Source organism: Kitasatospora sp. NPDC059088, assembly GCF_042738155.1.
GTDB lineage: Bacteria > Actinomycetota > Actinomycetes > Streptomycetales > Streptomycetaceae > Kitasatospora.
In genome coordinates this window covers 15,762-23,714 of sequence record NZ_JBHYGR010000011.1, presented here as the reverse complement: position 1 = coordinate 23,714, position 7,953 = coordinate 15,762, and the positions used below count along the sequence as shown (strand labels likewise).

The following is a 7,953-nucleotide window of genomic DNA, read 5'->3' as shown; positions in this document are numbered from 1 at the left end:
CCACCCGTGGGGGGGGGGGGTCTCGGCCCATACGGCCGGATACGCGGCGGGCGCCCGCCGGGGGGGGCCCGGCCCCGCGCGCCGGGCCCCCCGTCGGGGTGGGGATCCGCTCGGATCAGGCCTTGCCGTTGGCCGCGGTCTGCTCCGCGAACCGGACCAGGGTGCGCACCGCGCTCGCGGTGCCGCCCTTCGGGGTGTAGCCGAACGGGGCGCTCTCGTGGAACGCCGGGCCGGCGATGTCCAGGTGCGCCCAGTCGATGCCCTCGGCCACGAACTCCTGGAGGAACAGGCCGGCCACCAGGCCGCCGCCCATCCGCTCGCCCATGTTGGCCAGGTCGGCGATGGTCGAGTCGGTCATGCCCTTCTTGAGCTCGGCCGGCAGCGGCATCGGCCAGGACTGCTCGCCCACCTCGCCCGCGAGGGTGTGCAGGTTGTCGCGCAGCTCGTCGTTGTTGGCCATCACACCGAAGGTGCGGGTGCCCAGGGCCAGCACCATGGCGCCGGTCAGGGTCGCCACGTCGACGATGACGTCCGGGTTCTCCTCGCCGGCCTTGACGATCGCGTCGGCCAGCACCAGGCGGCCCTCGGCGTCCGTGTTCAGCACCTCGACGGTCTTGCCGCCGTACATGCGCAGCACGTCACCCGGGCGGGTGGCGGAGCCGGACGGCATGTTCTCGGCCAGCGCGAGCCAGGCGGTGACGTTGACGGTCAGGCCCAGGCGCTTGGCGGCCACCACGGCGGCGAACACGGCGGCGGCGCCGGCCATGTCGCACTTCATGGTCTCGTTGTGGCCGGCCGGCTTGAGCGAGATGCCGCCCGAGTCGTAGGTGATGCCCTTGCCGATGAAGGCCAGGGTCGCCTTGGCCTTCGGGTGGGTGTAGGCCACCTTCACCAGCCGCGGCGGGTTGGTCGAGCCGTTGCCGACGCCCAGCAGGCCGCCGAAGCCGCCCTTGGTCAGCGCCTTCTCGTCCAGGACCTCGACCTTGAGGCCGTGCTCCTTGCCGGCCGCCTGGGCGATCGCGGCGAAGCTCTTCGGGTTCAGGTCGTTCGGCGCGGTGTTGACCAGGTCGCGGGCGCGGTTCATCTCCTCGCCGATCGCGGTGGCCCGCTCCACGGCGGCCTTGGCGTCCTTGCTGCCCTTGCGGACGGTCAGCAGGACCAGCTCGCCGACCGGCTCCTTGCCGTTGCCGTTGCCCTTGTAGGTGCCGAAGGCGTACGAGCCGAGCAGGCTGCCGAGCGCGACCGCCTCGACCTCCTCCGCGGACTCGGCCGGCAGGGCCAGCGCGGCCTTCTTGACGCCGGCCAGGGCGCGGGCGGCGACACCGGCGGCGCGGCGCAGCGCCTCCAGGCCGTAGCCGTCCTCGGCCGCCTCGCCGAGGCCGACCGCGAGCACGAGCGCGGCCTTGAGACCGGCGGGGGAGGCGACCTTGACGGTCTCGCCCTCGGCACCGGTCGCGCCCAGGGTGCCGAGGATCTCGGCCAGCTTGCCCTCGAACGCCTCGTTCACGGCCTCGGCACCGGGGGCCAGCACGATCCCCTTGGGGCCCTTCGCGACACCGACCACCAGGGCGTCCGCGCGCAGCGAGGCGGCGGAGGAGGTGCTCACAGACAATGCAGTCACGTAATGCGTCCTGTTCTTTCGCGGTCCACGGCCGGTCGCGGCGTGACTGCCGCACCGGCGCAGCCCGCCGTCGCAGGCCGTCCGCCGGCGGGCCCTGCGGGTCCGGGCCCCCTGGCGCGCGCGCCCGCCGGAGCGGCCGCGCACACCAGAGGCCCCGGCTCCTCGGTGCGCGCCGGGCGGGCAGGACCTGCCACGGTGCAGGGCTGCGGTGCTCCACGCATGGTAGTCCGCATGGTGGGATCACGCGCCGCCCGGTGTCAGCCGAGCAACGCCAGGGCGAACAGCGTCCCGGTGGCGGCGGTCTCGGCCGTCGCGCCGAGCACGTCCCCGGTGATCCCGCCGAACCGGCGCACGCACCGCGTGAGCAGCGGCCGGGCGCAGCCGACGCCGAGCACAACCGCCAGCGGGAGGCGCAGGGCTGACCATCCGTCGAACAGTCCGGGCGCGGCCACGAGGAGCGCGGCGGCCAGCGTCCCGGTGGCGGCCGCCGCAGGCGTTACCGTGCTCGCCACCATCGCCCCCAGCCCGCCCGGGCGCGCGGCCGGCACCGACCGCAGGCAGCCCCAGGCCAGTGCGCAGCGGGCGGCCACCGCCGAGGCGAGCACCGCGAGGGCGCCGCGCGGCGTCGACTGCCCGAACTGCCCGGCCAGGGCGGCGACCTGGGCGAGCAGCACCAGCAGCAGGGTCAGCACGCCGAACGGGCCGATGTCGGACTGCTTCATGATCCGCAGCGCGTCCTCGGCCGGCTTGCCGCTGCCCAGGCCGTCGGCGACGTCCGCCAGGCCGTCCAGGTGCAGCCCCCTGGTCAGCGCGGCGAGCACCCCCACCGCCGTCACCGCGGCGAGCAGTCCGCCCGCCCGCCAGGCCACCAGGGCGCCGGCCCCGGCCGCGATCGCGCCCAGGACCAGGCCGACCACCGGAGCCGCCGTCATCGCCCGGGCCGCCGCGGCCCGGTCCCACCGCTCGACCCGCACCCGCAGCACCGACAGCGTCCCGAACGCGAACCGCAGCCCTTCGCCCCACGTCGCCCGCTCGCCGCCGTCGGCCATCGCTCCCACCCACTCCTCCACCGGACCGGAACCGCACCGGAACCGCACTCGAACCGGACCCGAATCGGACCCGCGTCCGGGCCCCGCCGCCGACACAGCAGAATCCCCGCGCCCCGAGGAAGGGACGCGGGGAGCCGCGCGAAGCGGGGGGCCAGGGGGCGGGAGCCGGTCTCCGACGACGCCCGCCGCCGTGACAGCCGCTACAGCCTCCTGAGCAGGTCGGCGGCCGACGGCAGCTTCGGCTGCTCCTTCGGCGCCGAGGGGACGAACGGTCGGGGCGCCTCCTCCGCGAGCGCGTCGCCCGCGGCCTGGAGCAGCGGCAGCGCGAGCACCGCGCCGACGCCCTCGCCCAGGGTGATCCCCTGGTCCTGCAACGGCGTCAGGGTGAGCCGGTCGTACGCCTTCGCCTGGGCGGGCTCGCCGCTGGACTGCCCGGCCCGCCACCACTCCGGCGACCGGAAGGCGATCCGCTGCGCGACCAGCGCGCAGGCCGAGGAGACCACGCCGTCCAGCACCACCGGCAGCCGGCGGACGGCGGCCTGGAGCAGGAAGCCGGTGATCGCGGCGAAGTCCGCCCCGCCGGTGGCGCCGAGCAGCGCCAGCTGGTCGCCGAGCACCGGGCGGGCCCGTCGCAGCGCGTCCCGGACGGTGGCGCACTTGACCATCCATACCCGGTCGTCGATGCCCGAGCCGCGTCCGCACACCGCGGCCGCGTCCGTCCCGCACAGCGCGCCGACCAGGACGGCGGCCACCGTGGTGGAGCCGACCCCGAGGTCGCCGAGCAGCACCAGGTCGGTGCCGGTGTCGGCCTCCTCGTCGGCCACGGCCATGCCGGCCCGGAAGGCCCGGACGGTCTCCTCCGGGGTGAGCGCGTCCTCGACGTCGATCCGGCCGGAGCCGCGCCGGATCCGGTGGGCGACCACCTCGTCCGGGAAGTCCGCCGGGTCGGTGTCCACCGCGACGTCGACGACCCGCACGTCGGCGCCGTAGCGCGCGGCCAGCCGGGCCACCGGGGCGCTGCCGTCGAGCACCGCCCGTACCCGGGCGGCGGTGCCGCCGTCGGCGGGCAGCCGGGAGACGCCGAGCGCGGCCACGCCGTGGTCGGCGGCGAACAGCAGCACCTTGGGCGCCGAGACCGGCCGCACCGGGGAGCGCCCCTGTACGGACGACAGCCAGCTGCCCAGCTCCTCCAACTTGCCCAGGCCGCCGCGCGGTCGGCCGGCTTCCTGCCAGCGTTCCTCGGCGGCCCGTCGGGCGCTGTCGTCGGGGCGCTCGACGAGCGAGGAGAACGTATCGAGATCCACGGTCGTGTCCATCGGTCGGAAGGCTACACGGCGGAGGTGTGCGGGCTCGGCTTGACCGTCAGAACCTGTCCCGCGACCACCAGCAGGACCCGCTCGGAGGCGTCCGCCACGGCCATGTTGAGCCGTCCGAGAGTGTCCCGGAACCGGCGGCCGGCGGCGGTCGCCGGGACGACGCCCATGCCGACCTCGTTGCTCACCGCGACGGCCGTCCGCCGGGTTCCGGCCCAGGCCGCGGCCAGTGCCTCGCAGCGGCGCTGCACCGCGGCCTCGCCGCCGGCCGCCCAGGCGTCGTCGTCCCAGGCGTCGCACGCGTCCATCACGGCGGTCAGCCACAGCGCCAGGCAGTCGACCAGCACCGGCGCCGGGTCGTCGGCGTCGGCGAGCACGGCCTCCAGGTCGCAGGTCTCGGCGGTGCGCCAGCTCGCCGGCCGGCGGTCCCGGTGCAGGGCGACCCGCTGGGCCCACTCGGCGTCGCCGTCCCGGGTGCCGCCGGTGGCCACGTACAGGACGTCCGGGTGCTCGGCGAGCAGCTGCTCGGCGCGGGTGGACTTGCCGGAGCGCGCGCCGCCGAGCAGCAGCGTGCGGGGGAGCGGGGGGTGGGTCGCCATGCCGCCCATCCTGCCCGACAGGCATACGGAAGATCGGGCCGGGCAGGCTAACCTGCGCAGCACACAAGGCAGCGTCAGTGGGAGGAGCCGGGCATGGTCTGGACGTGGCGGTACGAGAAGGCGGACGGCAGCGCGGTGGCGTCGACCCTCGGGCAGGAGGAGTTCGCCGGCCAGGGCGACGCCGAGACCTGGATCGGGGAGAGCTGGAAGCAGCTCGCCGAGGAGGGCGTGGACAACGCCGTCCTGCTGGACGACGACCGGGTGATCTACTCGATGAGCCTGCACGAGGGCTGAGCCCGGGGGCTCACTTCGCGCCGATCACGTGCAGCAGCGCCGCGACCTGCCGGTACGGGTCGGTGCGGCCGGCCCGGTCCTCGGCCTCCAGCAGCTGGGCCAGCTGCCGCCCGTCCACCGGCGGGGCGGCGTCGTCGGGCGCGTTGTCGGTGAAGACCCGGACGCCGTACCAGTGCCGGACCGGCACCGAGACCTCGGAGAGGGTGACGGTCAGGTCGGCGAGCCGGTCGGCCCGGGCGGCCAGTCCGAGCCGGTTGTAGTACCGGTCGCTCTCGAAGGCGTGCAGGGCGGCCCGCCAGTCCCCGGCGGCGGCGGGCCGCAGCGCGAGCGCGTCGCCGTTGCGCACCAGCAGCGAGAGCAGCCCGCCCGGCGCCAGCAGCCGGGCCAACGAGGCGATCATCGGGTCCGGGTCCGGCAGGTACATCAGGACGCCGTGGCAGAGCACCACGTCGAAGCTGCGCGGGCCGAACCAGCGCCCGCACTGGTGGCCGTCGCCGCTGAGCAGCTGCAGCCGGCCGCGCACCTCGGGCGGTTCCTCGGCGAGCGCCCCCTGGGCGACGCCGAGCGCGACCGGGTCGGAGTCGATCCCGGTGACGTAGTGGCCGGCCCGGGCCAGTCGCAGCGCCTGGGTGCCCTGTCCGCAGCCGATGTCCAGGACCCGCTGGGCGGTGCGGCCGGTGAGCTGCTCGGCGAGCTGCCGGGAGACGAGCTCCTGCCGGACGAAGTTGCGCAGTCCGCCGAGCCGGTCCAGCCAGGCGGCGGTGCCGCCGGCGAAGGAGCCGCTGCGGGAGGGCAGCCGACGCTCCTGACCGAGCCGGTCGTGGCCGCCGTCCCCCTGTCCGGGCAGTGCGTAGAGGCCGGGCCCCTCCCAGGAAGGCGGGGCCCAGCCGGAGTCCACCGGTTCGGCGGTCAGGGCTTCTCTCCGCGCCGCACCTGCGGCTTGGGCAGGCGCAGCCGGCGCATCTGCAGGGTGCGCATGATGCCGTAGGCGACCACGCCGCGGGTGTTCTGCCCGGCGAAGCGCTCGCCCAGCTGCTTGCGCAGGCCGAGGCCCAGGCGGACGAAGTCCAGGATCACCAGGACGAAGAACAGCAGGAACAGCAGCGTGGACAGCAGCTGCAGCGCGGGCACCTTGACGATGCTCAGCACCAGGATGACCACGGCGGCCGGCAGGAAGAACTCGGCGAGCGACCAGCGGGAGTCCACGTAGTCGCGGGCGAACTTGCGCACCGGCCCCTTGTCGCGGGCCGGCAGGTGGCGCTCGTCGCCGTCGATCAGCGCCTGGCGCTGCTTCTCGCGCTCGCTGCGCATCCGCTCGCGCGCCTGGCGGGAGGCCTCCTTGCGGTCCTTGGGCACCACGACCCGGGTGCGCCGGTTGGCCTCGGCCTCGCTGCGCTTGGGGGTGGGGCGGCCCTTCTTGGCCTGCGGGTGGCGGGCCTGGGGCGTCTCGTCCTCCAGCACGGTGGCGGAGGCGGCGGCATCATCTGAACGGCGTCGGAACACACCCCCAGCGTACGGGGTGCGGCGCCGCGACCACGGGTCCCCTCGGACCCAAACGCGTATCGATCCGTTCGGCCGCGTTCGGACCGGGGTCTCCCCCGCTCTTCCCGTAGGGGATCAATCGGATGGAGCATGGGGAGGATGAGGGGCGGATCCACCCGGGGGATGAGGATCTGCCCCTGGTCGCTGTAGCAGTCTTGTTGCAGGCAGGTGCACTGCGGCGAAGGGCTCGCTGCACATACACTCGTCGTGTCTGGTAACGAGATTTAAGACCGCAGGCCGGAGAAGGGGGCACCCGAGGCCCATGAGCGACGGAATCATGAAGCGTATGGGGCTGATCTTCCGCTCCAAGGCGAACAAAGCCTTGGACCGGGCGGAGGATCCCCGTGAGACGCTCGACTACTCCTACCAGAAGCAGCTCGAACTGCTGCAGAAGGTACGGCGTGGCGTCGCGGACGTCGCGACCTCGCGCAAGCGCCTGGAACTCCAGCTGACCCAGCTCCAGCAGCAGTCGGCGAAGTACGAGGACCAGGGCCGCAAGGCGCTCTCCCTCGGCCGCGAGGACCTCGCTCGCGAGGCGCTGACCCGCAAGGCCAACATGCAGTCCCAGATCACCGATCTGGAGACGCAGTACCAGGCCCTGCAGGCCGAGGAGGAGAAGCTCACGCTCGCCTCCCAGCGGCTCCAGGCCAAGGTGGACGCCTTCCGCACCAAGAAGGAGACCATCAAGGCCACCTACACCGCGGCGCAGGCGCAGACCCGCATCGCCGAGTCCTTCTCCGGGATCTCGGAGGAGATGGGCGACGTCGGCCTGGCCATCCAGCGTGCCGAGGACAAGACGGCGCAGATGCAGGCCCGGGCCGGTGCGATCGACGAGCTGCTGGCCTCCGGCGCGCTCGACGACGCCAGCGGTCTCGGCCGCAAGGACGACATCGAGGCCGAGCTGGAGCGGGTGGCCGGCGGTTCCGACGTCGAGCTGGAGCTCGCCCGGATGAAGGCCGAGCTGTCCGGCGGCCCCGCCGCCGGTCCGGCCGCGATCGAGCAGGGCAAGCCGGCCCAGCAGCCGCAGCCGCAGGACGCGCACCCGCAGGACACCCCGCGGATCAACTACAACAAGTGAGCTGGAACCACCCACGAACCAGGAGAAGCGCAGCATGATCATGAGGGTCATGGGTGAGGGGCAGTTCGAGGTGGGCGAGGACCACCTGAACCTGCTCAACCAGCTCGACGACGAGCTGCTCACCGCGGTGGAGTCCGGCGACGAGGACACCTTTCGCCAGGCCTACGGCAAGCTGCTGGACGCCGTGAAGCAGTACGGCACCCGGCTTCCGGACGACTCGCTGGAGCCGTCCGAGCTGATCCTGCCGAGTGCCGAGGCGACCCTCGACGAGGTCCGGTCCCTCCTGCTCTCCGAGGGCGAGGGCGTCATCCCGGGCTTCCCCGAGTACGAGTAGCCGCGCGGCCGCTGCCAGACGAAAGGGGGGGGGGCCCCCCCCGGGGGGGGGGGCCCCCCCGGGCGGGGCCGCAAACCCCCCCCCCCCCCCCGGGGGGGGGGGATAAGAAAAAAAACGCACACC

General features: G+C 74.3%; 9 protein-coding genes. 3 read left to right on the top strand and 6 right to left on the bottom strand.

What is annotated here, in order from left to right:
- Positions 1–115: 115 nt before the first annotated feature.
- The 4 genes from ACFWXO_RS07605 to cobU form a co-directional block, all read right to left on the bottom strand.
- Positions 116–1,621, bottom strand: a complete 1,506-nt coding sequence (locus ACFWXO_RS07605; protein WP_375892571.1) for a leucyl aminopeptidase — start codon at positions 1,619–1,621, stop codon at positions 116–118.
- 257 nt (positions 1,622–1,878) lie between these two features.
- Positions 1,879–2,670, bottom strand: coding sequence for an adenosylcobinamide-GDP ribazoletransferase (locus ACFWXO_RS07600; RefSeq protein WP_380522784.1), 792 nt, complete (start codon positions 2,668–2,670; stop codon positions 1,879–1,881).
- Positions 2,671–2,870: 200 nt separating this feature from the next.
- Positions 2,871–3,986, bottom strand: coding sequence for a nicotinate-nucleotide--dimethylbenzimidazole phosphoribosyltransferase (locus ACFWXO_RS07595; RefSeq protein ID WP_375892570.1), 1,116 nt, complete (start codon positions 3,984–3,986; stop codon positions 2,871–2,873).
- A gap of 11 nt (positions 3,987–3,997) precedes the next feature.
- Positions 3,998–4,582, bottom strand: a complete 585-nt coding sequence (cobU, locus tag ACFWXO_RS07590; protein ID WP_380522740.1) for a bifunctional adenosylcobinamide kinase/adenosylcobinamide-phosphate guanylyltransferase — start codon at positions 4,580–4,582, stop codon at positions 3,998–4,000.
- A 93-nt stretch (positions 4,583–4,675) separates the two neighbouring features.
- On the opposite strand from cobU, the gene ACFWXO_RS07585 reads away from it, so the two are divergent.
- A complete protein-coding gene (locus ACFWXO_RS07585; RefSeq protein WP_360227960.1) occupies positions 4,676–4,876 on the top strand; it encodes a hypothetical protein in 201 nt (66 codons plus the stop codon).
- Between the two features lie 10 nt (positions 4,877–4,886).
- On the opposite strand, the gene ACFWXO_RS07580 is transcribed toward ACFWXO_RS07585, so the two are convergent.
- A complete protein-coding gene (locus tag ACFWXO_RS07580; RefSeq protein ID WP_375892686.1) occupies positions 4,887–5,627 on the bottom strand; it encodes a class I SAM-dependent methyltransferase in 741 nt (246 codons plus the stop codon).
- 158 nt (positions 5,628–5,785) lie between these two features.
- Positions 5,786–6,379, bottom strand: coding sequence for a DUF3043 domain-containing protein (locus tag ACFWXO_RS07575; protein ID WP_375892567.1), 594 nt, complete (start codon positions 6,377–6,379; stop codon positions 5,786–5,788).
- Between the two features lie 316 nt (positions 6,380–6,695).
- On the opposite strand from ACFWXO_RS07575, the gene ACFWXO_RS07570 reads away from it, so the two are divergent.
- Together ACFWXO_RS07570 and ACFWXO_RS07565 are read left to right on the top strand one after the other, a co-directional pair.
- Entirely contained in the window at positions 6,696–7,496 is an 801-nt protein-coding gene (locus ACFWXO_RS07570; protein ID WP_380522739.1) for a PspA/IM30 family protein, read from the top strand.
- A gap of 34 nt (positions 7,497–7,530) precedes the next feature.
- The gene (locus ACFWXO_RS07565; RefSeq protein ID WP_350504571.1) at positions 7,531–7,830 is read left to right on the top strand and encodes a hypothetical protein; all 300 of its coding nucleotides are present in this window, start codon (positions 7,531–7,533) and stop codon (positions 7,828–7,830) included.
- Positions 7,831–7,953: the final 123 nt, after the last annotated feature.